General features: G+C 60.2%; 24 protein-coding genes and 2 pseudogenes. 15 read left to right on the top strand and 11 right to left on the bottom strand.

What is annotated here, in order from left to right:
- Positions 1 to 58 precede the first annotated feature (58 nt).
- A complete protein-coding gene (locus ACSQ76_RS06090) occupies positions 59 to 427 on the bottom strand; it encodes a hypothetical protein (RefSeq protein WP_437155854.1) in 369 nt (122 codons plus the stop codon).
- A 183-nt stretch (positions 428 to 610) separates the two neighbouring features.
- Between ACSQ76_RS06090 and ACSQ76_RS06085 the strand changes: the two genes are divergently transcribed.
- A complete protein-coding gene (locus ACSQ76_RS06085) occupies positions 611 to 2,968 on the top strand; it encodes a heavy metal translocating P-type ATPase (protein ID WP_437155853.1) in 2,358 nt (785 codons plus the stop codon).
- Positions 2,969 to 3,045: 77 nt separating this feature from the next.
- Here ACSQ76_RS06085 and ACSQ76_RS06080 read toward each other — a convergent pair whose 3' ends face one another.
- Genes ACSQ76_RS06080 through ACSQ76_RS06070 form a run of 3 tightly spaced genes read right to left on the bottom strand, consistent with a single transcriptional unit; the run spans position 3,046 to position 5,029 of the window.
- Positions 3,046 to 3,486, bottom strand: coding sequence for a c-type cytochrome (locus ACSQ76_RS06080; protein ID WP_437155852.1), 441 nt, complete (start codon positions 3,484 to 3,486; stop codon positions 3,046 to 3,048).
- A gap of 2 nt (positions 3,487 to 3,488) precedes the next feature.
- Positions 3,489 to 4,427: a c-type cytochrome gene (locus ACSQ76_RS06075; protein ID WP_437155851.1), complete on the bottom strand. Its 939-nt coding sequence runs from the start codon at positions 4,425 to 4,427 to the stop codon at positions 3,489 to 3,491.
- 2 nt (positions 4,428 to 4,429) lie between these two features.
- Entirely contained in the window at positions 4,430 to 5,029 is a 600-nt protein-coding gene (locus tag ACSQ76_RS06070; protein ID WP_437155850.1) for a c-type cytochrome, read from the bottom strand.
- Here ACSQ76_RS06070 and ACSQ76_RS06065 point away from each other — a divergent pair.
- Complete coding sequence (locus ACSQ76_RS06065; RefSeq protein ID WP_437155849.1) at positions 5,023 to 5,229, top strand: hypothetical protein; 207 nt, start codon at positions 5,023 to 5,025, stop codon at positions 5,227 to 5,229. The two genes, ACSQ76_RS06070 and ACSQ76_RS06065, sit on opposite strands and share 7 nt — an antisense overlap.
- A 566-nt stretch (positions 5,230 to 5,795) precedes the next feature.
- Here the strand turns inward: ACSQ76_RS06065 and ACSQ76_RS06060 are convergent.
- The 3 genes from ACSQ76_RS06060 to ACSQ76_RS06050 form a co-directional block, all read right to left on the bottom strand.
- Positions 5,796 to 6,554, bottom strand: coding sequence for a MauE/DoxX family redox-associated membrane protein (locus ACSQ76_RS06060; RefSeq protein WP_437158168.1), 759 nt, complete (start codon positions 6,552 to 6,554; stop codon positions 5,796 to 5,798).
- Positions 6,554 to 7,393, bottom strand: a complete 840-nt coding sequence (locus tag ACSQ76_RS06055) for a DUF305 domain-containing protein (RefSeq protein ID WP_437155848.1) — start codon at positions 7,391 to 7,393, stop codon at positions 6,554 to 6,556. The genes ACSQ76_RS06060 and ACSQ76_RS06055 overlap by 1 nt, the downstream gene beginning before the upstream one ends.
- Before the next feature lie 225 nt (positions 7,394 to 7,618).
- Entirely contained in the window at positions 7,619 to 8,191 is a 573-nt protein-coding gene (locus ACSQ76_RS06050) for a hypothetical protein (protein ID WP_437155847.1), read from the bottom strand.
- On the opposite strand from ACSQ76_RS06050, the pseudogene ACSQ76_RS06045 reads away from it, so the two are divergent.
- Positions 8,103 to 8,443: pseudogene (locus ACSQ76_RS06045) on the top strand (transposase); the annotation flags it as partial. The gene ACSQ76_RS06050 and the pseudogene ACSQ76_RS06045 overlap by 89 nt on opposite strands.
- Before the next feature lie 151 nt (positions 8,444 to 8,594).
- Here the strand turns inward: ACSQ76_RS06045 and ACSQ76_RS06040 are convergent.
- Positions 8,595 to 9,419 (bottom strand): response regulator transcription factor, encoded by an 825-nt coding sequence (locus tag ACSQ76_RS06040; protein WP_437155846.1) that lies wholly within the window; start codon positions 9,417 to 9,419, stop codon positions 8,595 to 8,597.
- A 546-nt stretch (positions 9,420 to 9,965) separates the two neighbouring features.
- On the opposite strand from ACSQ76_RS06040, the gene ACSQ76_RS06035 reads away from it, so the two are divergent.
- The 11 genes and pseudogenes from ACSQ76_RS06035 to ACSQ76_RS05985 all read left to right on the top strand — a co-directional run bounded on the left by ACSQ76_RS06035 (position 9,966) and on the right by ACSQ76_RS05985 (position 18,551).
- A complete protein-coding gene (locus ACSQ76_RS06035; RefSeq protein ID WP_437155845.1) occupies positions 9,966 to 10,142 on the top strand; it encodes a Flp family type IVb pilin in 177 nt (58 codons plus the stop codon).
- Between the two features lie 131 nt (positions 10,143 to 10,273).
- Positions 10,274 to 11,254, top strand: coding sequence for a Flp pilus assembly protein CpaB (gene cpaB, locus ACSQ76_RS06030; RefSeq protein WP_437155844.1), 981 nt, complete (start codon positions 10,274 to 10,276; stop codon positions 11,252 to 11,254).
- 10 nt (positions 11,255 to 11,264) lie between these two features.
- Positions 11,265 to 12,803, top strand: coding sequence for a TadE/TadG family type IV pilus assembly protein (locus tag ACSQ76_RS06025; protein ID WP_437155843.1), 1,539 nt, complete (start codon positions 11,265 to 11,267; stop codon positions 12,801 to 12,803).
- 14 nt (positions 12,804 to 12,817) lie between these two features.
- On the top strand, positions 12,818 to 13,315 hold the full coding sequence (locus tag ACSQ76_RS06020) for a TadE/TadG family type IV pilus assembly protein (protein ID WP_437155842.1): 498 nt from the start codon (positions 12,818 to 12,820) through the stop codon (positions 13,313 to 13,315).
- Positions 13,312 to 13,497 (top strand): annotated as a pseudogene (locus ACSQ76_RS06015) (TadE/TadG family type IV pilus assembly protein); the annotation flags it as partial. The gene ACSQ76_RS06020 and the pseudogene ACSQ76_RS06015, both read left to right, overlap by 4 nt.
- A gap of 233 nt (positions 13,498 to 13,730) precedes the next feature.
- Positions 13,731 to 13,958 (top strand): hypothetical protein, encoded by a 228-nt coding sequence (locus ACSQ76_RS06010; protein ID WP_437158254.1) that lies wholly within the window; start codon positions 13,731 to 13,733, stop codon positions 13,956 to 13,958.
- Positions 13,955 to 15,184: an AAA family ATPase gene (locus ACSQ76_RS06005; RefSeq protein WP_437155841.1), complete on the top strand. Its 1,230-nt coding sequence runs from the start codon at positions 13,955 to 13,957 to the stop codon at positions 15,182 to 15,184. Before ACSQ76_RS06010 ends, ACSQ76_RS06005 begins: the two co-directional genes overlap by 4 nt.
- A gap of 11 nt (positions 15,185 to 15,195) precedes the next feature.
- Positions 15,196 to 16,581, top strand: coding sequence for a CpaF family protein (locus tag ACSQ76_RS06000; protein WP_437155840.1), 1,386 nt, complete (start codon positions 15,196 to 15,198; stop codon positions 16,579 to 16,581).
- A 2-nt stretch (positions 16,582 to 16,583) separates the two neighbouring features.
- Complete coding sequence (locus ACSQ76_RS05995; protein WP_437155839.1) at positions 16,584 to 17,000, top strand: hypothetical protein; 417 nt, start codon at positions 16,584 to 16,586, stop codon at positions 16,998 to 17,000.
- Positions 16,997 to 17,551 carry a type II secretion system F family protein gene (locus tag ACSQ76_RS05990; protein WP_437155838.1) on the top strand — a complete coding sequence of 185 codons (555 nt, stop codon included), beginning with the start codon at positions 16,997 to 16,999 and terminating at the stop codon, positions 17,549 to 17,551. The genes ACSQ76_RS05995 and ACSQ76_RS05990 overlap by 4 nt, the downstream gene beginning before the upstream one ends.
- A 13-nt stretch (positions 17,552 to 17,564) precedes the next feature.
- A complete protein-coding gene (locus ACSQ76_RS05985; RefSeq protein ID WP_437155837.1) occupies positions 17,565 to 18,551 on the top strand; it encodes a type II secretion system F family protein in 987 nt (328 codons plus the stop codon).
- Positions 18,552 to 19,377: 826 nt separating this feature from the next.
- Here the strand turns inward: ACSQ76_RS05985 and ACSQ76_RS05980 are convergent.
- The 3 genes from ACSQ76_RS05980 to ACSQ76_RS05970 form a co-directional block, all read right to left on the bottom strand.
- Positions 19,378 to 20,319: a sugar-transfer associated ATP-grasp domain-containing protein gene (locus ACSQ76_RS05980; protein ID WP_437155836.1), complete on the bottom strand. Its 942-nt coding sequence runs from the start codon at positions 20,317 to 20,319 to the stop codon at positions 19,378 to 19,380.
- A 716-nt stretch (positions 20,320 to 21,035) separates the two neighbouring features.
- Positions 21,036 to 21,473 (bottom strand): YybH family protein, encoded by a 438-nt coding sequence (locus ACSQ76_RS05975; RefSeq protein ID WP_437155835.1) that lies wholly within the window; start codon positions 21,471 to 21,473, stop codon positions 21,036 to 21,038.
- 191 nt (positions 21,474 to 21,664) lie between these two features.
- Positions 21,665 to 21,868 (bottom strand): hypothetical protein, encoded by a 204-nt coding sequence (locus tag ACSQ76_RS05970; protein ID WP_437155834.1) that lies wholly within the window; start codon positions 21,866 to 21,868, stop codon positions 21,665 to 21,667.
- Between the two features lie 408 nt (positions 21,869 to 22,276).
- Here ACSQ76_RS05970 and ACSQ76_RS05965 point away from each other — a divergent pair, with 408 nt between their 5' ends.
- Positions 22,277 to 22,792, top strand: a complete 516-nt coding sequence (locus ACSQ76_RS05965) for a GFA family protein (RefSeq protein ID WP_437155833.1) — start codon at positions 22,277 to 22,279, stop codon at positions 22,790 to 22,792.
- The last annotated feature ends 70 nt before the right edge of the window (positions 22,793 to 22,862 follow it).

Below are 22,862 nucleotides of genomic sequence, written 5' to 3'. Positions count from 1 at the left end.
CGGGCGCACCGCGGCAACAAGGGTGCCCGGACGCGACAAGGCGCCCGGACCATTCCGGTCAAGCGATCAGGAGTGTTTTGGGGGGTTTCTTGTCGCGCTCGGGTTCGGCCTGCGTCAGGCGTGCCTCAACGGATTGGGCGTAACTTGCCAGAAGAAGCTGCGGCTCGGGCTGAAGCGCAACGAAATCGGGACCTTCGGAGAAACAGCAGACAGTCATCGTGCAGGCTGCATGGCCCTTCTGCATCGGCGCATCCGTCTCGTCCATCGTCGGACAATCGCTGCCGGACTGGCCTGCGTGCTCCATCATGTGCGCGGGCTCGTCCACCGTCGCAGCACCGGCGGCGCCCATGCCAAACGAGCCCATGACGAAAATCGCCATGAGCACGACCATCAGGCATTTGGCAAGAACGGCACTCAGCTGTCTCATAAGCCGCGAAGATACCGGGCTTTCCAAGACTGTCCAGTCAAACCGTCGATTCCGTAAAAGTGACCGCCCCAATTTTTCGTGATCCGAAGATCCTTGACTGTTCCTTTGCAATTTTTTCCATCCAGCCTTGACCCTCCCGTGACTGGAACCTTTACGTAAGGTGCCACGGACAAGGAGACAGTCATGACCGGGCATGCAAACCACGATCACCCCCAGCATCACCATGATCACGGCCATGATGGTCCCGCCGGGGCCGTTACCGCGACCGACCCGGTCTGCGGCATGACCGTCCAGGTCACCGACAAGACCCGCACCGAAACCTATAATGGACGAAGTTTCCATTTCTGCTCCGACGGCTGCCAGGAGAAGTTTCGCAACGATCCCTATTTCTATGCGTCCGGCAACGCCGAAAAGGCCAAGGGCAATGTGGCGCAAGGCACGCAATGGACTTGCCCGATGCATCCCGAGATCATCCGGGACGAACCCGGCGCCTGCCCGATCTGCGGCATGGCGCTGGAGCCGATGGTGCCCAGCGACGAGCCAAGCGAGGAACTGACCGACTTTACGCGCCGCCTCTGGGTCAGTGCGGCGGCTGCTGTGCCCCTCATGGTGCTGACAATGGGTGAAATGGTCGGTCTCAACCTGCGCGACTGGCTGGGTCACCAACTGTCTGTGTATATCGAATTTGCGCTGGCCACGCCGATCGTCTTCTGGGCGGCGCTGCCGTTCTTCAAGCGCGGGGTCGACTCGATCCGCAACGTCTCGCCGAACATGTGGACGCTGATTTCGCTCGGCGTGGGCGCGGCCTATCTCTATTCGCTCTTCGCCACCTTCGCGCCGGGGATTTTTCCGCAGGAATACCGCATGGGCGACGGGGTCGGTACGTACTACGAGGCGGCCGTGGTCATCGTCACCCTGATCTTCGTGGGGCAGGTGCTGGAACTGCGCGCCCGCGAGCGCACGGGCGACGCGATCCGCGCATTGATGGACCTCGCGCCCAAGACGGCGCGGCGCATCCTGCCGGACGGTTCGGAATACGATGCGCCACTGGAAAACGTGGTCGAGGGCGACATGCTTCGCGTGCGTCCCGGTGACAGCGTGCCGGTCGATGCCGAGGTGATCGAGGGGCACTCGTCGGTCGATGAAAGCATGATCACGGGCGAGCCGGTGCCGGTGGAAAAGACCGAAGGCGATCAAGTCACCGGTGGCACGATCAACAAGAACGGAACCCTCGCCATCCGGGCCACGCAGGTAGGCGCCGATACCGTGCTGGCGCAGATCGTCGACATGGTCGCGGGCGCACGGCGCTCCAAGGCGCCGATCCAGGGCCTTGCCGACAAGGTGTCGGAGATCTTCGTGCCGACGGTCGTGGCCGTCGCCGTGATCGCCTTCGGCACCTGGCTGGCGGTCGGGCCGGACCCGGCGCTGGCCTTCGCCATCGTCTCGGCGGTTTCGGTGCTGATCATCGCCTGTCCCTGCGCGCTGGGTCTCGCCACCCCGATCTCGATCACCACCGCCGCCGGGCGCGGGGCACAAGCCGGCGTTCTGATCAAGGATGCGCAGGCGCTCGAGCGCATGTCCAAGGTCGACACGCTCATCGTCGACAAGACCGGCACCCTGACCGAGGGGCGACCGCGCCTGACCGATGTCGTCACCCTGTCGGATCGCAACGAGGACGACGTGCTGGCCGTCGCCGCCGCGCTGGAGATGGGCTCTGAGCACCCGTTGGCGGAGGCCATCGTGGCCGGCGCGCGAGACCGTGGGCTGAAACCCGCGCGTGCCAGCGATTTCGAGGCCGTAACCGGCAAGGGCGTAAGGGGCCGGGTCGATGAAAGCGACGTGGCGCTCGGCAATCCGGCGATGATGGACAGCCTCGGCGTAGATACAAGCGGCGCCGAAGAAAGTGCCGATACGCTCCGCGCCGAGGGCAAGACCGCGATGTTCATCGCCATCGGCGGTACCTTGGCAGGAGTCGTCGCCGTGGCCGACCCGATCAAGGACTCAACCGAAGCCGCAATCCGCGACCTGCATGGTCAGGGACTTCGGGTGATCATGGCGACAGGCGACAACCAGCGCACCGCCGAGGCGGTGGCTGCCAAGCTGGGTATCGACGACGTGCGCGCCGGCGTCCTGCCGGAGGACAAGAAAGCGCTGGTGGACGAGCTTCACGCCGCGGGCGCATTTGTGGCAATGGCCGGTGACGGCGTGAACGATGCACCCGCGCTAGCGGCGGCGGATGTGGGCATCGCGATGGGCACAGGCGCCGACGTGGCTGTGGAAAGCGCCGGCATCACGCTGCTCAGCGGGGATCTGACAGGGATCGTCCGGGCGCGCAAGCTGGCCCGCGCCACGCTGCGCAACATCAAGCAAAACCTGTTCTTCGCCTTCGTCTACAACGCCGCCGGCGTGCCGGTCGCGGCGGGTATCCTCTACCCGGTCTTCGGCCTCCTGCTCTCGCCAATGATCGCGGCGGCGGCGATGTCCCTGTCGTCAGTTTCGGTGATTGGCAATGCGCTTCGATTGCGCGGGGTAAGGCTCTGACCAACACTCGGTAACTGGAGCCGGACACGGCCTGCCGGCGACACGTCCGGCAGGCCTGATGTTCCATCATACCGACGTCAGTTGATTCCGTTGGCCTGCTGGACTTCGCGTACATAGGCGACGATCGCGTCCACGTCGCCGCGGGTCAGGCCCTCCTGCGGCGGCATGTTGCCGAACTTCCAGTGATGCGCGCGCACCCCGTTCTGCACCGCCAGGTGAAACGCCATGTCGCTGTGATGCGAAGGCTCATAGACCTTGTGAATCAACGGCGGTCCGTTGCCCATTCTGCCGGCTGCATTCGTGCCGTGGCACTCCGCACATGCAGCGTCGAAGGCCTTTTGCCCGATTTGCGCGGTCTGCGACAGTGTCTGGGGGAGAGCGACCTCCACCATGGCCGCACCCTCCGCCGGAACGACCCCGGTGCCGGAGGTGGTCTCGCCTCCGCCGGTGTCCATGAAATAGACCGCAGCGGCGCCGACAAGTGCCGCTACCGCGCCGATGATAAGCGTTCTGTTCATGGTCATTCCTTTCCGGACGCTGCCCCGTTCGGGGCGGCGTAAGTCATCGTAGAGGGGTCTTCATCCAGCAGGTACGCGGCCATCGCTTCGCGGTCGGCCTGAGACAGCCAGGCGGTTCCGTCGCGCACTACCTCGCCCATGCCGGTGCCGAACGTGTCGCCATCCGGCATTACGCCCGACTTCAGCCCGAAGGCCAGCGAGGACACGGTCCAGCCTGACTCGCGCAGGTCACCGGGTCGGATCGGTGGAGCCTTGCCTCCATCCGGCAGGTCGTCGCTCCCAGAGAGATATTGCTCAGGTCGCCGCCCACCCAGAAGGTTGCGGTCGGTATGGCACGCGCCGCAATGGGCCAGGCCGTTGACCAGCCAACGCCCCCGGTTCCAGGCATCGGACCTGTCGGCATCCGCCGCCGTCGCCGGGCCCTCGGCATAGGCCGCCCGCCACAGCTTCAGCCCAAAGCGCAGGTTGAACGGAAAAGCGATCTCGTTCCCGCCCGCCGTCACTTCCTGAGGTCCCACGCCTTGGAAAGCCGCCCATAGGTCGGCGATGTCCTGGTCGCTCAGGTGGCCGTAGAAGGCATAGGGAAAGGCCGGGTAGTAGGGATCGCCGTCTGGGGCCACGCCCTGTCGCACGGCGCGTGCGAAGTCGCCGATCGTCCAAGCGCCGATACCCGCCGTTTTGTGGGGGGTGATGTTGGGCGGCACGAACCGGCCAAAACCGGTTTCGATGGGCGCCCCGCCGGTCAGGGCGGGACGGCCGGAGCCGGGATCGGAATGGCAGGCAATGCAGCCCCCGGCCCGGGCGAGGTAGGCGCCCCTTTGGGCGTCACCTTCGCGCTCGGTCAGGTCGGGCGCTTCACCGATCGGCCAGACGGCCAGCGACGCACCGCCCAGCCCCGCCAGCGCGGCGAGGCCGAAAAGAACACGAAAACTGCGGCGCATGGTCAGTCGTCGTCCTGCCGATAGCGATCATGACAGGCCGAACAGGTCTGCGTGACCATCATGAAGGCCCCGTCGGCGGGCATCTGACCTATATGCTCGGCGCTGATCCCTTCGGCCACGGCGCCGTCGCCCATCATCATGCCACCGCCCATCATGCCGGAGCTGTCCCCCATCATGTTGCCGCCCATCATCCCGGACTGGCCGCTCATCATGTGGCCGTCGCCATGCAGGCCGTTGCCCGAGGCAAGGGCAAGCCCTTGCGCCGCCGTTTCCAGCTGGGTTGCGAGGGTGGTGAAGCGGTCCCATTCCTCCCACGTGCGCGGCAGGGTTTCGGACGGGTGCTCATTCGAGCCCTCCGGGAACTTGCCGGTCATGGCCTTGCCCGCCTCTGTGGCTATGGACTGCGCGGCCTCTCGCACGGCGGCTTCGTCATAGCCGGCCTCGCCGGACATCATCGGTTTGATGCGCTTGATCGCGTCCCCCATGTATTTCATCGCGTCCATCCGCTCCTTGACCACGCCAGTGGCGCCCGAATGCGCGAATGCTGCGGCTGAAAGGCTCGCGATGGCGGCCCCGCCAAGTACCAATTGTCTGAATGTCATTCCTGATTTCCTTTGATCCGATAGAGTATACCCCGATTTCCATCGGTCAGGCGCGTGGCGGGGGCGGGTCGGTCGCCGAAGAGATCGAAGCATACCGCACAGTCGCGAACCCGCGCCCGATCGTGCCCAACTGGACCTCGATCGGGGTCATATCCGAACTGGCTTGCAGGAATTGTACGACGCATGTGCCGGCCGTGTGACAACAGGTATCTTCGGCCAGAACCCCGCCAGCCGGGGACTGCTCCTGTGCGACCACTGCGGGCAGGTGACTGTCATTACCGTGCGCATACGCGGGCATAGCCATAGCTGCGTAGAACACAACAAAGGCAATCATCACGTATGCGGCGGAAAAGACCATGCGGTCTGTGCAGACTGTCATCTTGGAAATGATGTCTCCTGATCGCATGGCATGTCAACATACTGAGAGCGAAACAGCGGTGTACTTGAGCTCATAGCCTGAAGTTTCACGCACACAGGCATGGAGATTTCAGCTTGCTTGAGTGAATGGAAACGCCAGCTGACGGCAGAGAGCGGCCAATTGGCGCAACGCTAACAAACGGCTGCTCTGGGCCGGGAGCGTTCATGCGACGTTGATCCGACCAGGGTCGGCTCGGCGGGACTTTCCGGACCTTCGCTGAAGTGAGAGTGATAGCCGCGAAATCGGCCCTTACCGGACTTTCAGCAAAGCCGCAACGAAAGGCGGCTGCAAGCCCAAACGCACAGAGGTGTGCCAAGTCAAGCTTACCTGTTCAGCGACGCGCTCACCTCAGCCCATCAGGGCCGTTCCCCCCATCCAAAGGCCCATGGCAACCATCATCACGTTCTCGGTCAGCGAGACGAAACCCAAGGGAACGTTCGACGCCCCGCCCACGCAGGCACATTTCAGCTCGCGCTTGTCGATGTAGACCGCCTTGAACACGCTCGCCGAGCCGATGGTGCCGATGAACAGCGCCACGGGGGACGAGATCCACGTCAGCGCGCCCGCCGTCATCAGGATGCCCGCCAGCGCCTCGCCGAACGGATAGACCTTGCCATAGGGCACCCAGCTCCGGGCCAGCAAGTCGTAGTTCAGAAACATGGTCGAAAAGCTCTCGATGTCCTGCAGCTTCTGGATCGCGAGGATCGTCATCGACAGCGTGATGAACCATTCCAGCGCGCGGACCGACAAGATCGTGCCGTACTGGTGCCACGACAGGCCCAACGCCAGCAGGGCGGCGACGGAAAAGATCGCAATCACAGGCTGGTAGCTGGTGTCGCTCTGCTCCTCTTTCGGCGGGTCGAGGTCGAAATGCACTCGCAGGTCATCATAGCCGCCGATGCGTTCGCCATTGATGAAGGTCTGCGGTGTGGTCTTCATCCCGTGCTTTTCGAGGAAGGCATCGGTTTCCTCGCGGGTCTCCAGGTGGTGGTCCTCGACCGTGTAACCCTGCCGTTCCAGCAGGTCCTTGGATTTGAGGCCAAACGGGCAGAGGTGATCCGGCATGACCATGCGATAGAGCGTGGCGGATTGCGTGTCCTTCGGCATCATTGCTCTCCTTCGCAGCTGTACTGACCACGGAACCCGGCGTGATAGCCGGGCTCGGCCGTGACGATCAGGTCCTGCAGGTCATCGCCCTTACGGACCTCGGCGGTCATGGGCTCGGCGGCGAAGCTGTCGGTCTGCACGCCGCCCGATTGCAGGTCGAGACGTACGAGATCGCCGCTAATCTTCATCACCGCCGCATCGGCGCCCACGGCCAGCACCGCCGGGCTGGACGCCGTGTAAGTGAAGCGGCAGGTTGCGCCGTTGGGCAGTACCTTGGCGATGTCGTCGTCGGTCATGAATTCCGGGTCGACCTTGGCGATGACCTCTGTCGACAGCGCCTGTTCGGCATCGACCACCTGAGGCTCGGGGGCAGGCTGGGCGGGCGCGGCCTCGCCATCGGCGGAAATGTCGGCAATCAGATAGCGCATCTCGGCTATTTCCTTGTCCTGCGCAAAGGCGATGTCTTCGGCCAGCGTCTGCACGCGCGGATCGGTCAGTTGAGACCGGGACGAGGTCATGATGGCGATGGAATGGTGCGGGATCATTGCCCGCATGAACGACCGGTCCTGCACGGTCACCTGGCTTCGTACGAGCCAGAGGCTGAGCGCGAAGACGATCACCGACCCGACGAATATCGCCGCGTTCACCGCCTTGCTGGGATACATCGCCATCATGAATCCCATCATGACGAAAGCCATCGTGGCCCCCATCAGGATCGCCATGTAGGCGCGCGTCTCGGAAAAGAAGACATGCCCCCACAGGTACGTGTTCAGATACATCAGAACGAACATCACGAGGGTGGATGTCGCGATCATTGCAAAGAACCTGGTGTAGGTCATGGGGCCTCCGTCAGTCCGGCGTTTGCCTTACTAACGAACTTCCAGCGCCGGAAGGTTCCATCCGGGCCGCCGGGATCTTTTGGACCTGCCCCGCCTAACCTCTATCCGCTCGGCACGCGTACTCCAGACTACATCGCCCGTTTCTCCGCCCTTCACGACGGATGCCGCGCGAAGCATCAATGTCGTAGTAGGGCTCGTTGCGGACCTTCTCTGCAGGCGCAACTTTCAGTGATATGCTCTATTTCCAACGTCAGGTTGGCGTTGAGGCAGGGAGTGGCGGATCGGAGTATTCGCCGGCGGCTTGGCATATCCCACCTCGTAGTCGGCGTCAGTTTTCTGGACCGGCAGCTTGATCTTCTTGTTCGTCATTCCGCGGCCTCCAGCGTCACTTCGGCCGGCTGCCAGCCACAGACCATCTGCACAGCCTCGTCCTTGGCGTAGGCTTCCCACCTGGCCAAGATACGATCGCAATAGATCGGATCCAGTTCGCATAGATACCCGTCCGTGCTGGCCCAGCTCGAACGTGTTGATATGCGCGGCCTTGCCTTTCTTGAACACGAATATCAACTCATGGCGCGAGCGATAAAAGGTCCCCATCCCGCCATTGTCCTTGGCCCAGACGATCAGGTTCTTCAGTTCGTCATAGACCCCTGCGCCGCGGCCAGCATCTCCGACATGTGCCGCCAGTCCATGCATAGATAATGGATCGATCCGTCGACGCTGTGATCCGCCATGTTCTGGAAACCGTTTCAGCGAAGCACAGATCGTTGGCATCCTGAAGGAGTACCAGGCACGCATGTCGGCCGGTGACCTGTGCTGCAAGCACGGGATCAGCGATGCGACCTTCTACAATTGACGGGGCAAGTACGGCGGAATGGAGGTTGCCGATTCCAGGCGGCTGAAGGCTCTAGAGGCCGAGAACGCGAAGCTGGAGAAGATGCTCGCTCAACAGATGATGGGCGTCGCCACGCTGAAAGAGATGCTCGGTAAAAACTACTGAGGCCCGGCTTGAGGAGGAAGGCCGTGGACTGGGCCATGAAGAGCAAGGGTTAAAATCAGCGGCGGGCCTGTGCGTTAGCCGGAGTAAGTCCGCGCGCCTAGGGTGCGTCGCCGCCCCTTCTTTATTCTCGCATCCGTCAACTCGATCCTGCGATCTGACTGGCCGCACGTCTACGCGCAGCGAGCCTCTCTCGGTTGATTGCTATCGCATCCGCGCCGAAAGCTTTTCCGGTTGCGGCGTCTGGCGGTTCAGAAGGTGCAGCAACTCGACCTGATTGCACGTGCTCGTCTTTGAGAAAACAGAACTTAGATGGGTACGAACCGTTGCCGGCGCCACAGACAGAGCCTTCGCAATCACGTTGACGGTCATCCCATCCTTCAGCAAAGTGCACACGCGGAATTCTGAACGGCTCAGTTGTGCTGGATTCTCGATATCGAGTATGGCGACATCGCTTTCTCCGGAGGCATTGATGCAGGTGAAATTTCTTTTCCGCGCCAGTGTTTTCGAGACTAGCCCCGAAAGACGCTTGTGCCAGCACGAGGCCAGTGTGCTCGCCAGCATCGTCAGAAGGTCGACATCGTGCTGGGCTGGCGTTTGGCGAAAATGAAACTCCAGAACATCGACGCGCCGGGTTGTCTTCTCCAGCGGACAGACGGCGACTTCCGAAACGTGCACCATCAGCGCGCCCGAAACGGGATTGATCGCCGTGTCCTTGGAAAGGTCCGACAGTTTCCAGACCGACCCGTTTCTGGCCGTCGCCAGCCAGTCTCCGAAAAGTTGCCGCGCGCAGGTACGTGGTTGCTGAGGCCACGCGCCTCCGTCCTGAAGCGTGCAGCGTGCCACGTATTTCGTCGTTTTGTCCGTAAGGGAAACCCGTGCGATCAAGGCGACGTCGGCTTTAACGAGCCGCATCAACCGTTTCAGAATATCGCCCAGGTCACCTTTCCCGTTAAGCGCTTGCGTCCAGTCCGCAACGAGTCCGAAACTTTCGGACGCGGGCGCACGACCAATAAAACTGGTCACCATAAACCTACTCCCCGTCCCCTCCCGCAACAGCAGGCGGGTCGACACGTGGCCCCCAACCACGGCCGCTATTTTCTGTGGACAAAATCGACTTGGCAATAATTATGGCGAATTTTCGGCAAAGCGTAAGAGAGGGAATTCGTCGCAAAACGGCTCGAGGACATTGAAATATTGAAGTTTTATAACGCACCCTGTTGTTCCGGATCCTGCGGTGAACTTGCGCGATCAGCGTGCGATCCTGTAAACAAAGCCCCTGTTTTGCCACAATCGGTTCCACTTTCTGTCCTTTTGTCGCGTTGCCCACCCGCGGCAATTCCTGAAAGTGATTCGTTTTTCGGACGGTGGTCGAGTTCCGCGACATGCAACGTTTTCCCTAAGGAGGAGACCGTCATTTTCACGGCGCAATTTTAAAGGGAATTTTCACTTCGTTTGACGGAAGCGGGGACGCCGTCCGAGCCGGTAATCTGTTTCTCACCTGCGGCAGGCTTCTGCCAGGCTTCTTCCCGGTTTGTCTCCGGGTTCATTCAGCAAAATCCTTAAGGGGGAAACATGATCAAACTTTTCAAAAAGTTCGCCAAGGACGAAAGCGGCGCAGCCATCGTCGAGTATGGCCTCGCGCTTCTGGTGACCGCATCCATCGCGGTCGGTGCATTTCAATACCTCGGCACAACGACCAACACGAACGTGACGGGCGCGTGCGCCGCTCTTGGCAGCGAGAACTGCTAAGGCATCCGCTTTCGCCAATAGAAACCGTCCTGCGCCGTCGCTTTGCCGTACCGGCGCGGGACAAACCCGGAGACGGCGGATGCACCGCTTGATCGGGACGAGAATTTCAAGACTTTTCACTGGAGATTGACATGCGCGCCAAGCCGATCATCACGACGCTCTTTGGACTCGCGATCGCGGCGGGTTCCGTATTCCTCGCCAAGGATCACCTGCTGTCCGAGGCGGACCACGCCAACGCAACGCCGGCATCCGACATTGTCGAGATCTACGTCGCCCGCTCGGAGATTGCGTTTGGACAGGCCATCGAGGGCCACCTGGTCACCCTTCACAAATGGCCGCGCGAGGCTTTGCCCGTCGGGGCCTTCTACGACATCGCCAGCCTCGTGCCAGCCGACCGTGAACAGCAGCGCCGGGCCAAGGGCCGTTTCTTTCCCGGCGAGGTGATGCTGGCCTCAAAGGTGTCGGAGTTCGGTGAAAAGGTCACCCTTGTTCAGAAACTAGGCGAGAACACGCGCGCCATGGCGATCAAGGTCGACGCGGTGACAGCGGTGGGTGGTTTTGTGACGCCGGGCGACTTCGTCGACATAGTCCTGACCCAGGGTGCACAGCTGGAACTGCGCGCAGTCACTATTCTTCAGAACATTCGCGTGATCGGCGTCGATCAGCAATCAGAGGAACTGAACGATCAGCCTGAAGTGGCCCGCACCATCACCGTCGAAGTGACGCCTGAACAAGGCCAGCGACTGGCGCTGGCCCAGAAGGCCGGAACGCTTAGCCTGACGCTCAGAACACTCGAAGGGGTCGAAGACAAGCCGATGGAAATGGTCCGCCTGCGTGACCTTCTGCAAGAAGAAGGCCCGGTCGAGAAGGTCGAAGTGCAGCCGACCGTGCGTGTGCGTCGCGGGACCGAGTCCGAGATCGTGACGATCATCCGCAACCCTGTCGAACCGAAACCGATCCTCGAGCCGGAGATCGTTCTCGATCCTGCGAAGACGGTGGAGCCGACGCAAAGCATCCAACTGCCGGTAAGAGATGACGCCGAAAAAGCGGCGCCCGTGCAACTCAACCCGCGCATCCGGCCGATCAGCCTGACGCAGATCCTTGGGCAGTGAGCAGGCAAAGATGCAAACCTCGATCTTCATCAAGCGGTTCCTCGGAGAGGAGTGCGGCACCGTCGCCATCCTTTGGGGCACATCGCTGGTCGCGTTCTTGGGCTTTCTGGCGATTACGCTGGATGTCGGTCGGCTGAACGCGACACATGCGGAATTGCAGGCCTTCGCCGATAATGTCGCGCTGGCAGCGGCGGGCGAGCTCGATGGCCGGAACGATGCGATCACGAGATCGCAGAATGCTGCGGCCAACATGATCAGTGACAGCCAGACTTTCGCAGCCGGCACCGGAACCTTGTCCGGCGCGACGGATTACACGCTCACATATCACTCGGCTCTGCCCGCGTCGGACCTGACGCCGCTGGGCGCCGACATCACGACCGATCCCAACGAGGCGAAATTCGTTCAGGTCGTCGTGACACCGAAATCGCTGAGCATGAGCTTGGCCTCTGGCCTGGACAAGATGTTGGGCGGCAAGGGCATCACGGCCGCGCAGGTGTCGGCCGAAGCAGTCGCGGGGTTCACTCAGGCGGCCTGCGATATCTCGCCGCTGATGTTCTGCCTGCCTTCCAACTGGGAAAGCACCCTGGATATCGGCGATCAGATCTTGCTGCGCAGCGGTGGCAACGGGGCGGATTGGGGCCCGGGCAATTTCGGCTTCATAGACCTTTCTGCGTTCGAAGACTCATCCGGTGTCTGCGCCGACGAGGGCGGCAACAAACTGGCCTGCCTCATTGCGGCGCAAAGCCAGATCACACAGTGCGTCCTGACCAATGGCATCTCGACGGAGCCCGGCCAGAAGGTCGGCATCACGAACGCGGCCTTCAACGTGCGGTTCGATATTTATCGCGCGGTTCTGAACGGAGAAAAGAACAATCCGGACTTCGCACCGGCCCCGAACGTCATCAAGGGGATCAAGAAGAACGGCGGCGGCGCCTGCATTCAGGGCAACGAGGAACTGACCGGCGACACCATTGCTCTGGGCCGTGACCTGTGCATGGGCACGCAGACGTGCGGCGGAAACAACCGGTTCGGCGACGGGACGTGGGATCGCGCGGGATATCTCAACAAGAACCATGACCTCGCCGACGGAACGGCGGACGGGATTGGCAGCGACGCTCATCTGCCGGCGCTGTCCGGTACGAACACGCAATATGCCGGCACGCGCTTCGGCATGTACCTGCGCGAGATCGCCTACGGGGATTCGAACCCGTACGCGCCGCCCAATGCGAGTGCCATTCTAAATCCCGCGCTGTCCGAGACCGGGCGTCCGATCTGTTCGAATGCCACGCCCGGTGGTCCTGAGCGGCGGGTCATCACCGCAGCCGGTATCGACTGTGCGAAAACCAAGATCAGTGGCGCGACAACCGGCGTGCCGGTGACCAAGTTCGTCAACGTCTTCCTGACAGAGCCGGTCGGCGATGACGGAGCCTCGCCGCCCAGCTTCGATATCCACGGCGAGGTCGTCGGCTTTCCCGACATTCTTGGCGCCGGCGGCGCGTCCGGCGGCTTCGGCGGTATCTTCCGCGATGTCGTGCAGTTGTACCGGTGAAGGAGCGCGCGATCATGCACCGGTCACCGGCCCTTTCCGCAAGACGCTTCACCGCCGATGAGGACGGCGCCATCTTGGTCGAATTCGGGATCGTTCTGCCGATCATGCTGCTGTTCCTGGCTTTGACCGTCGAAGCCGGACGCATGATGTGGTCCTACCAGTCGGTCATCGCCGGTGTGCGCGATGCGGGGCGTTACATGGCCCGGGTGACCCCTGCTGATATATGCGACTCAGGTGGCAGTGTGTCCGCCTTGGCGCCAAAGCTGAAGGATATCGTCGAAAAGGATATCGGCGGCACGGTGATCTTCCCGTCGAAGGTCAAGGTGAACTCCGTCACGGCCAGCTATTCTTGCGTCACCGGTACTTACCGCGTCAGCCCGGCCCCGGTGGGCCGTGTCAGCGCGAATGTCACCATTCACTTCCCGCTGGGGGGCATTCTGGATCTTTTCGGCAATGCGATTTCCACCGTCACGACCGACGTCGCCGACAGTTCGCGGATCTTCGGACAATGACGGGCGCATGTCATATGCCCCGCGTTATCTTGCAGTGGGTCAAAGCGTTCCTGGCGGATCGGTCCGGCGGTGTGCTGGTTGAATTCGCGCTGGTCGTGTCGCTGTTTCTGTTCCTTTTCTCGGCGCTTCTGGATTTCGGGCGTCTGTCCTACAGCGGCGTGACCGCCCAAAATGCGGCGCAGCTAGCGGCGCGGCTGGCAATTGTCCGACCCCGGCCTGCGCCGGGGTTCCGCAGACGCATCAGCGGGGCACCGCCACTCCCGCGCCGCGGTTCGGAACATCCTGCAGCGCGGCAAGCGGGACCTGCGCCGCGGTCGCCACTATCTCTTGCGACGGCAGCGCGACAGACGCGACCGCGTCGGAAATCTGGGTCCGGATCAACCGGCTGCTGCCGGTCGGAACGACGATTGATGCGGTGGAATTTTCCTATGCCTTCGATCCCAATCTCGGATTTCTCGGCGGGCCCTACACGCCGATGGTCACGGTGTCGCTCGACCTCGACAATTTTCAGTTCGTCTCGCCGCTGGCAAGCCTGGCCAATGCGGCCGGTGCCACCAACAGCAACATCGGATCGGTGGCCACCTATTCGGATTTCAGCGTCTCGCTGCCGGCGGAAGATCTAGCGGAAGGAGAGTCAGGATGAAAAACAAAACGCGCCTGGACGGCAAATCCCGTTCCCTGTTGGTCGTATCCCAAAGGACCGCGTTCGCGGAAATCATCAGCGAGGTTTTCCCGGCGGACGATACCATGACGATAACCAATTCAAGCGAAAGCTTCACCGCCATGAACGGCCGCGCGGTTAATCTGGTCTTCGACCACGACGTGGTGATCCTCGAGGCGGACCCCGATGACGAACACGAAGTCGGTGCGATAAAGGACCTGCTGTCGCAGCGCCGCGGCGACACGATATTCCTGGCGCTCACCAATTCGGACATATCCATCGCCAAGGCGCGAAAGCTGCGTGAGATCGGGGTCGACGAGGTTCTGCCCCTGTCCATCGACGGGGAGGGGCTGAAAGCCGTCGTAGAGGAGCAGATAAAGGGAAGGCAGGTCCCGGCGCAGATGACGCATGATGGTCCCGCCGCCCTTGGAAAGGTGATCCCGGTCACCCAGGCCCGGGGCGGTGTCGGCGCCACAACCGTTGCGGTGAACCTCGCCTGTGCCCTCGCGGCGAACCGGTCGAGCCTCTTCCGCAAGTCGGCGCGCAACCGCGTGGTACTTCTGGATTTCGACCTGCAATTCGGCAACGCGAACGTATATCTCGATTTCGAGGATAACGGCGGGTTCCTGCAGATCATCGAGGCACTGGATGAACCGGATGATCATTTCCTTGTTTCGACCCTGCAAAAAAACGCTCTGGGCGTTGACGTTCTGTGCTCGCCACGTCCCATCGTGCCGCTGCAGTCGCTGCGCGCGGATCTGATCGAAAGCATAATCACACTTCTGAAAAAGCGGTACGATTACATCGTCGTCGACCTTCCGCGCGCAGTGGTGGATTGGGTCGAGCCGATCCTGAAGCAAGCCACGCAGCTTGTGCTGGTCACAGATACCAGCGTGCCCTGCGTGCGGCACGCGCGTCGCTTGATTGACCTTTACCGCGAGGAAAATGTCGGTCTGCCGGTCGAGATCGTGATCAACCGAGACCGCAAGCCCATGATCAAGTCCGATCATGTGCGCGAGGCGGAAAAGGTGCTGGAAACGAAATTCCGTCACTGGATCCCGGACAATCCGAAACTGGCGCGTACCGCCGTGAATCTCGGGCGTCCGGTTGCCGACCTCAAGCCGCGCTCGGACATGGGCAAGGCGCTGGCGAAGGTGGCGACAACCGTCGCCACCGAAGAACAAGTCATCAGAAAAGCCAAACGATAGGGGGAACTGCCGTGTTCAAGGAATACCGTTCGCGGCGCGCCGAGGCGCAGCCAAATGTGCTCAAGCTGGAACGCAAGGTCGAGGCCCCCGTGCCCAAGGACGTACGCCCGGTGGAGGAAGACACCGATCTTCAGGCGCATCTGGAACTGAAAAGCCGCCTGCACAGTGAATTGCTGGACCGGCTGAACCTCGCGCTGATCGACAAGGTCGAACGGTCGGAACTCAAGCGTCAGATCGCTTCGCTTGTCACCGGCCTGGTCGAGGCCGAAGGCGTCTACATGCGGTCCGAGGCCTTTTCCGCGCTGGTCGAGGAACTGATCCACGAGGTCATGGGGCTCGGCCCGCTTGAACCGCTGCTGGAGGACCCCACGATCAACGACATTCTCGTCAACTCCTTCGACAAGATCTACGTGGAACGCTACGGTCTGCTGGAACGCTCGAAGGCCCGGTTTCGCGACGAACGGCACCTTTTGCGCATCATCGACAAGATTGTCACCAAGGTCGGTCGCCGCATCGACGAGTCCCAGCCGTGGGTCGATGCGCGTCTCGAGGATGGCAGCCGCGTGAACGCGATCATCCGCCCGTGTTCCGTGGACGGCCCGGCGCTGTCGATCCGCAAATTCGCGCGCACGCCCCTGACGATTCAGACGCTCGTCGGTCAGGGCAGCCTGAACCAACAGGCCGCGAGGTTGCTCGAGGCGCTGGTCGACGCCCGCCTCAACATCCTGATTTCGGGCGGCACAGGATCGGGGAAAACCACGCTTCTCAACGCCATGTCGTCTTTCATCGACACAAAGCAGCGCATCGTGACGATCGAGGACGCGGCGGAACTGCAATTGCAACAGGAACACGTGGTGCGGCTGGAAACCAGACCTGCAAATGCCGAGGGGCAGGGCGTCATTACCCAGCGCGACCTTGTGCGCAACGCCCTCAGGATGCGGCCCGACCGCATCATCGTGGGCGAGGTCCGTGGATCGGAATGTTTCGACATGCTGCAGGCCATGAACACGGGCCACGAAGGATCGATGACGACGGTACACGCCAACTCTGCCCGCGATGCGCTAGGCCGCGTTGAACAGATGGTCACGATGATGGGCGCAGAACTGCCGATCAAGACCATCCGGTCGCAGATCGCCTCGGCCATTCATATCGTCGTGCAACTGAACCGGATGAGTGACGGCAGCCGCCGCGTCGTCAGCATTTCCGAGATCACAGGCATGGAAAACGATACAATCACCATGCAGGACATCTTCGTCTACAAGCGGCGCGGCAAGGCCGAAACGGGGGCCGTGCTGGGAGACTTCATGCCCACCGGAATCCGCCCGCATTGCTTCGATCAACTCGTCTCGGCGGGCGTCAAGGTGAACACCGACATGTTCAAGCGGGTGGAGATGTAAGCATGTTCGATCTGCAACCCTTCACGGTCAATATCATCGTCTATATCTGCGTCTTTCTCGGCGTGCTTCTAGCCTACGAGGGATTGCAGCAGCTTGTGTTTCGTCGTGAAACGCAGTCCGAGGCGCGCAACCGGCGGATGAAGATGATCAAGCGCGGCGCCACGTCCGAGGATGTGCTGAAACTTCTGCGCGATCCGGCCTTGCTTGGCCCCACGCAGAAGGGCGAGTTTTATGCCCGCCTTCGCCGTTTGCTGGTGCAGGCGGGCCTGTCGATCGCCCCGGTCTGGATCATCATTTGCATGGGGGTATCGCGGCGGTCGCCTATGTGGCGGGGTCCCGGTTTCTGCCGCCGCTTCCGACCGCTGGCATCAGCACCGCACTGGCGGTCGCCTTGCCCCTGCTGGTCCTGCTTCAAATGAAAACCGCCCGTCTCAAGAAACTGACGCAGCAATTGCCGGACGCGCTCGACCTCATGTCGCGCGGTTTGAAAGTGGGACATCCCGTCGCCGTCACCGTCGGCAGCGTGGCCACCGACATGCCGGACCCGGTCGGATCGGAATTCGGCGTCATCGCCGACCAGATCAATTTCGGCGACGACATCGGAACCGCGTTCCACGATTTCGCCAGACGAGTCGGAACCGAAGACGCAAATTATCTGGCGGTCGCCATCGGCATTCAGCGCGGTACCGGCGGCAATCTGGGTCGCATCCTGAACGTGCTGTCTCAGGTCATCCGCGACCGGTATACGATGCGCAAGAAAATCAAGGCTATTTCAGCCGAAGGACGGCTCAGCGGGCTTATCCTCACGTTTCTGCCGGTGGTGATCTATCTTTCGATCGAGCTCAGCACGCCGACCTTTTACGGCGACGTGCGCAACGATGACCTTTATCCGTTCTTCGCGCTGACGATCGTTGGCCTCGTACTTCTGCAAGGCCTGCTTCTGCGACGTCTCGTGGCGTTCAAATTCTGAGGGGCTTGATCCGATGGACGTGCTGGAGGATTTCATTCGTACCCTAGGCGCGACGCCTGAATATCTGATCCTGGCCGGGATCGGGGCCAGCGCCTTTGCGATCGTCTACGGCCTTTCGGGCATGCTGGCCGGACCCGCGCCCGAAACCCGCCGGATGCGCGCCGGCAGCGTAAACCGTGCGTACGACGAGGATTTCGACCTGATCCAGGGCGACGACAGCGACCCGCATGGCATGTTGCAGGCTTTCGTGCCGTCCTCGCGCGAGGAACGGTCGAAAATCGGCAAGCAACTGCAGCGCGCGGGCATCAAGCGCAAGAACGCGGTGCGCACGTTCTACGCCTTCCGGGCCCTCGTGGGCGTCACCCTTCCGGCGCTTTTCGTCGCGGCCATGGCCCTGCCGCCGGAAATCCAGTTTTGGCTTCAGATCGCGCAAGCACTGCAAAGCCTGACCTGGATCAACGCGATGCAGATCTTGACCGCGCTAATGGTGGTTGGGTTTTACGGCCCGTCATTGTGGCTGCGCGCCAAGATCCGCAAGCGGGTGGAGGCGATCGAGCACAGCCTGCCAAACGCGCTCGACCTGCTGCAGGTCGCGATGGAGGCCGGCCTGGGCTTCGACGCCGCCATGGTGCGCGTGTCGCACGAGCTGGCCTACGCCGCGCCGGAGATTTCGCAGGAATTCATGATCCTGCAACTGGAGCTTCAGGCCGGCAAGGAACGGCAGGCCGCCTTGCTGGACATGGCCGACCGCGTGGGCGTCGAAGAGCTGGCCTCCTTCGCCAACGTCATACTTCAGTCCAACCATTTCGGCACAGGCGTGTCGACAGCGCTGGAGCGGTTTTCTAAGGACATGCGGCTGGACCGCGAGCTGCGCGCGCAGGAGAAGGCCAATCGCCTGCCGGTACAGATGTCCGCGGTGATGGCGCTTTGCATGATGCCGGTGCTGCTGTTGATCTGCCTGGCTCCGATGCTGATCCGCTGGGTCAACATGTTCGGCTGACTGGAAATTCTGAAAGAGCGGTGCGCATCGCTCTCCTTCCGTCCGCGGGCCGGAATGAGCAGCCTGATCTGATTGGTACAGTTTTATTGTTAGTGCATGGTTCGCCTTTGGTCCATTGGAACGGAATAGGGTGCGATTTTAGGAAACCGAGCCGCGCTGCGGCGAAGCGATAGATCTCAGAGAGTAATCTCGACGTTTGCGTATGCCGCTGATGCAGCGGCCCGGCTCGTTCGCATTGGAGACATCCGAGCAGCTTCGCTTTTCGTGGTTGCGGCGAATGGCAGCTTTGGCGGGCCACAACGCAGCACTGGACATGGATGTCGAATGGCAGAAATGGGCCGTTCTTGACACTCGTCAGAATGGGCGGAAAGTGGACATTCGCTGCATCCAGCACGAACGTCCGGATTGCGGGCGAAGCTGCCGTCCGCGCAGTTCATGGCAATGGCCGCTTCCAGCCCGAAGCGGACATGGTGCGGGACGCATGAGGTAGCAAAAGCGGACGCAAGCGCTACGCTGTTGGAAAGGTCGAGATGCGGAAAAGCTATGCTTAATAGATTTGCCTTCAAAGACCCGTCTCAATCCGAAGGGTAGCCGCTGGTATTGCTTAGGGTCTGCTTTCACTGACTTTCACCTCGCCGGTTGCGAACTGGTGAACCTGCAAACCTTTCATACTCTGTCACCAGTGAATTTGGTCTGTTACCAATCGAGTCGCTTACGAAATGAAACGCCTCAAACGTCAAAGTTCTCCCGAGAAGGTTGTCTGCGTGATTTGACGCAGAAGCACTTCTCTGAGCCGGCAAGGTTTTTTCGTAAGGCGGCACTTATTCTATATTTTTGCGCCGGACTCTCGGAAGAAAGCAAGCATCTCGTCGCTCAACAGTCCTTTCCCTGTGGCCATCTGCATTAATTCAAATGCACAACCCGAGTTTACCTCAACGACTACTGGTCCATCCTTGGTCAACGCAATATCGGTTGAGCCATACCTGTTCGCCCCATGCAGAAGCGCAATTTGTTCGTTCAGCGCCCTCAATTCCGACCACATGGGCAGTTGCTCACCAATTAGCTTGCGCGCAGAACCTGGCAGGCTGTCGTATTCAACGCGGGTCCCGTCCTGTGCGTCTACAATCGTCAAGACCGTTCCGGTCTCAGGGTCCAACTGACTCAGCAGATTGCCTGGCCGCCAAAAGTTATCGGCCACGTTACTATGCATTGGAAGCTTCAGCGCGGTGAAGGGAACGTTCAGTCCGTTCTTACCGATCAGGTTTAGCGATCGTACAGTCCCTATCGCACCTGTGAGGCCATCAAAAAAACTGTGCGGGGTTAGGCATTCTTGGATCAGGTAGCTCTGGTCACCAAAGACCTTTTCCGACAATTCCTCAAATGTAACCGGGTCCTGACCTTCGATCAGAATATGAGAATCGGTACAGCCGTTGATGCGGAATGCGCCTGCGCTCCACATGCCCCTCATCGGCTTGGCGAAAAGAGGTAAAGCCGGTCCTGCGGCAAAGAATGACCTGAGGTCTTCCGCCGTTCCCAACTTCGGTACATCGGGAAAGCTTCGCGGCCCTTGGTCGAAAACAGCGGCGATTACAGGAACGGGCAGACCGTGCCGGCTCAAAAAGCTTGAGGACAACCATTTGTCTTCAGTGACTGCCCACCAACTTGTGTCATTGCATGCGTTGGAGATAGGCCAATGGATGTGGGCTGAAACAAACCGAGAGCGATCCTCTTCGCTCCAGCGTTTTTTGTCGTAGAGTTCATAGAGCATGTATTCGTAGAACCGAAGCTTGCCTCGCCCGCGCTTCAGTTTCCTGTAGTCAAGCCAGATAGATAGAGGATTTATGCCACTGCTTCGGGCTGCTCGAACGAGAGCTGCGGAGCGACCTCAATCTGCTGCTTGCTGCCGATCAAGCCAACGTCATGTGCATGCGCCGTCATTTTTGCCCCGTCCTTCGACTTTCCATGATATGAATAACACTGAACGAACTACCCGAGAAAAAAGGTGACGAGTTTGGCGTAATTTGGGCGTTCTAGAGTTCTTGTATTGGCAAGCATCCTCTCCTTCGGACTTGATTCCGCCGGACACAGCACGAATGGTCGCTGTCGGGAAACGAGCCAAACTTTGCAAACTCCGCTTCCTGCGCATTGCTGCCCTTCGCGCGTCGCGCAGCATCATTGAATTTGGGCTCGAACCGTACATTCGCTGCGATATAGAAGAATGGCCGAAATGCAGAACGTAGCGGCCATTGGCAGCAGCATTTGCAGTTATGAACTCGATCAGGACGTTCGCCGCAATGTGCAAAAATTCAGCAACGCGGATGAAGCAGACGTTGGGTTAGCGGCGATTTATAGACGCGCCGTCTTCTCCTAGCAAGAGACGCTATAACCAACACTCAATAGCAACAAGCACGCGCCGAAATAGGGCATTTGCCCAATCTTGCGGAATTTCGCAATAAACGAGTGACCGGAAGGGCCTTGGTTTGTTCAGTTCCACATATGAAGTACCGTTGCCCACGAGCCGTCGCCTTGGCGCTTATGGATCGTGACAACCTTCCCGCCGTAATCTTTGCCGTCACCGCCGACGCCTGACCAGTCTCCGGTCATATAGACCATGGCATCGGTGCCTTGAACTTGCGAAACCGCAATGGAGTGCTGGCCGAAACCGCTGTCGATGAAGCTTTGGAACAGTGCTTCAATCTCCTCGCGGCCATCCTTTACTGTGCCGTCTCCAGTTACGACCCGGGCATCCTCAGCATACATTGCTGCCACCGCATCGGCGTCGCCCTGATTGAATGCTCTGTCCCAGGCCGCGCTGAGTTCCTCGATCTTAGCCGACATATCTTCGGCCCCAGCGGGTTGAGAAAGTGCGGCGGTCAGCGCAACTACGGCAGCAGCATAGCGAATTTGAAGTATCTGGATCATTAGAAAAGCCCTCCCTTTTCAAGCCTGCATTGATGCAAAGCTTGTGCGAGCAATACTAACATAAAACGGGTCGCAAGTCTTAAGCGCGACCGAAGCAAAATCAGCGGCCTATCTCCATTTCGGGCTTAATACCAAGCTCTACCGGGCCGCGAACCTAAGTCTGCTGCCCAACATCGACCAACTTGGTCTGCTTACGCTTTGACCTCAGCCGACTGCACCGTGCGGCACTTCCAACTATAAACCTGCCAAACAGGATTTTCAGAGGCCCACTTGGCCATCACCGGCTGCGCACCCATCATGCAGGCCATCAAAGATACGTCGTAAAAGAGTAATTCTCTTTCTAGGCATTCGGACGGATCGAAAAGTCGACAAGTCAAGAAAACGAGTTCAACCATCGCCATCTCCCAGTAAATCAATACCAAAGTATTAACACACTAGCGATTTCATTGCACTCAACCTGCGGTTCAAACCGTTTGCGCAAATCAAACCTCCGAGGAGTTGGGTTTCAAAGTGACCCACTACCAAAACTGGGCATACCCACGTTCTCATTGGCGAAATTGTCTTTAGACGCGAGAAAAGTAGCTTGGACCGAAGATAGAGAGCAAACGCTTGAAGAGGTAGAGGAGGACCATACAAGGGGTCAACGCTTAAGGTTCTATTGAAATCGTAGAAAGCCGACGTTCGTCTAGCGTGCAGCAATCAACATGTTGGGCTCGAACCGTACATTCGCTGCGATATAGAAGAATGGCCGAAATGCGGAACGTAGCGGCCATTGGCAGCGACGATGTCGAAGGCAGCTTACGATGCTGTTATCTCCAATATTGACAGCCGTAATTATACTCCAGCACACTCACGGGATGAAAAATGATATTGCAACTTGTGGCTGCGGTAAGGCTCAAGTGACAGTGACTGCTATGCCGTCCAGCAGGTTCAGGTGCCATTGCACAATCTGCCAGAATGTCTATGCGTCTGGCTTCGCAGATGTGCTTGTCTTTCGGCGCGGGCAGGTGAAACCCGTTGATTGGGACCAGATCAAATGGACCCGCACCAAATCGGTAACACCTCTTCGGAGAGGGCTCTGTATCCGCTGCAATGAACCTGTAATTGCACATTTCTATGGTATTCTCGCGTTCATGCCCGCGCGAACCTTGCCGGAAATGTCACTGCCCAAGATCAGCAAGGACATCTACTATGACACCCGTATCAGCGCCGTTCTTGACGATGTACCAAAGTCGTCAGGCCTGATCGCTGCCTATGCGAGTCTGACCATTCCATTTCTGAAAGTGTTACTCAGCCCGGGTCGGCCCTTGCCCGCATAGCGCGCCCGCGCATGGCGCACCCCGTGATCGCACCTCGGGTATTCTGGGTCGGTAACCGCGTGGCCCGCCC

Origin of the sequence: Roseovarius sp. B08 (genome assembly GCF_051417955.1) — a bacterium.
Lineage (GTDB): Bacteria > Pseudomonadota > Alphaproteobacteria > Rhodobacterales > Rhodobacteraceae > Roseovarius.
The sequence above is the reverse complement of the archived record's forward strand: the minus strand, read 5'-3'. Positions and strand labels throughout refer to the sequence as shown.